We start from the raw sequence: 1,530 nt of genomic DNA on the forward strand, positions 1-1,530 counted from the left end.
ACTTCAACGCACTGCCAGCACAGCTGGCGGCATAACCCGGCAGAGCATCACTTATAAATCCGGGAAAGCTGTCTCACGAAGCGGGTCCACTTCTGTGCTCCACAAGAAGTGGGGAGTGTTTCGCGCGCTGGTGTGTACCGCCGCCGTCTTCGCCGTTCTGATCCTGATGAGCGCATTGAACGCGGCAGGAAAGTGATAACTAACAAAGGAGGAACGAATGGCATACGAAGACCCGAACGCGCCGTCGCATCCGCCGACGCCTGCTCCCGCAACAGCACCAGCGACCACGCCCGAAAAGAAGTCCGGCTCATGGGACTGGCTGTGGCCGTCCATTGTCGCGGTCATCATCGTCAAGTTGTTCGGACTCGTCGGCGGGCTGGTCACCTTCGGCTGCTACTACTGGCTCAAGCCGAAGCTGGGAACATGGGGAGCTGTCGCTGTTTCAAGCGTCATTGGCGTCGTTGTCGCCATTGGCCTCTTGGCGATGATTCGATGACACCTGTCTTCCCGTCTATGTGAGAAAGAGCGTTGCCCTGCCTCCCGCCGAGCTAGCAGCCCCGGCAGCACTTTCCAGCCGCCATAGGCCCGTTGTTGCAGTTCCTGCCCAGCAGCGAGCCAGTCACGCTGGCTGATTGATATGTGCCCCTCCTTTGGGAAAGGGGGCGCCGCGCGTTTCGGATTTTCGGCAGCCCGCGCAGCACGGTTCTGCAATGGTGCAGGCATCCCGTCACCGTGGGGTGCCACATGCTGCCGTCTTTGCCTCGTTTCCTCTGCATCTTCGTCGTGCTCAGCGGCCTGCTGTCCGGCTGCACGACGACACCGGCCACCCCTGACCACATAGAAGCGCCGCCACCCGACGAGCCAGCTTTGGAGCAGCGACTGGTGCCCGTGGCCCGCTACGGCCGCTACACCCTGGTCGAGCTGGTGCCGGAGCCCGCGCAGCGTGATCTCTTGCAGCAGGCGGTGGAGGTCTCGATTCCGCCCATGCTCGATGCCAGCGTGGGCGATGCCATGCGCCACGTTTTGCTGCGCTCCGGCTACCGGCTCTGCGATGCGGCCGAGGCCGCATCGCTCTACGCGCTGCCGCTGCCCGCCGCACACCTGCGCCTGGGCCCGCTGATGCTGCGCGATGCATTGCTGACCCTTGCCGGCCCCGCCTGGGAGCTGTCGGTCGATGACGTGACCCGCCAGGTCTGCTTCAGCCGGCACGGTGCTCCCACCTTCCTTTCCGCCAACCCGCCCGGCACCACCACGCCCGTGCCGGACGCCGACCGGCCCGAGGAGATGCAGCCATGACCTTTCCCCAAGCGCCATACGAGCGCAATTCCCGCACGCGCTGGCTCAAGATCGCCGCGGCCTTCTGGCTGCTGCTCATCAGTGCTGTAGCACTCATCAACAGCGTCGGCCTGTCGCGGCTCGCCGAACAGACCCAGAGCAGCGCGCAGGATGCGCAGGTCAAGGCGCTGGGCCTGCGCGTGGCCGATCTCGAACGACAGGCCGATGCGGACAAGCGCCGGCCGGCGCCGATCA

General features: G+C 64.8%; 3 protein-coding genes and 2 pseudogenes. 4 read left to right on the forward strand and 1 reads right to left on the reverse strand.

What is annotated here, in order from left to right:
• Nucleotides 1-196, forward strand: a 196-nt coding sequence (locus C8D93_RS21035; protein ID WP_211307448.1) for a hypothetical protein, incomplete at its 5' end; no start/stop codon positions are given.
• Between the two features lie 21 nt (nucleotides 197-217).
• Nucleotides 218-496: a hypothetical protein gene (locus tag C8D93_RS20245; protein ID WP_211307449.1), complete on the forward strand. Its 279-nt coding sequence runs from the start codon at nucleotides 218-220 to the stop codon at nucleotides 494-496.
• A gap of 38 nt (nucleotides 497-534) precedes the next feature.
• Here the strand turns inward: C8D93_RS20245 and C8D93_RS21415 are convergent.
• A pseudogene (locus C8D93_RS21415) lies at nucleotides 535-633 on the reverse strand (lysozyme); the annotation flags it as partial.
• Nucleotides 634-744: 111 nt separating this feature from the next.
• On the opposite strand from C8D93_RS21415, the gene pilL2 reads away from it, so the two are divergent.
• Together pilL2 and C8D93_RS20260 are read left to right on the forward strand one after the other, a co-directional pair.
• Nucleotides 745-1,296 (forward strand): PFGI-1 class ICE element type IV pilus protein PilL2, encoded by a 552-nt coding sequence (gene pilL2 / locus C8D93_RS20255; RefSeq protein WP_110267091.1) that lies wholly within the window; start codon nucleotides 745-747, stop codon nucleotides 1,294-1,296.
• Nucleotides 1,293-1,530, forward strand: a pseudogene (locus tag C8D93_RS20260) (hypothetical protein); the annotation flags it as partial. The gene pilL2 and the pseudogene C8D93_RS20260, both read left to right, overlap by 4 nt.

The sequence above is a fragment of the Sinimarinibacterium flocculans genome (assembly GCF_003201205.1).
GTDB lineage: Bacteria > Pseudomonadota > Gammaproteobacteria > Nevskiales > Nevskiaceae > Solimonas > Solimonas flocculans.

Excerpts from the sequence above, each read along its gene's own strand:
- C8D93_RS20245 (WP_211307449.1), top strand. The coding sequence starts at position 218 with ATGGCATACGAAGACCCGAACGCGCCGTCGCATCCGCCGACGCCTGCT.
- pilL2 (WP_110267091.1), top strand. The coding sequence starts at position 745 with ATGCTGCCGTCTTTGCCTCGTTTCCTCTGCATCTTCGTCGTGCTCAGC.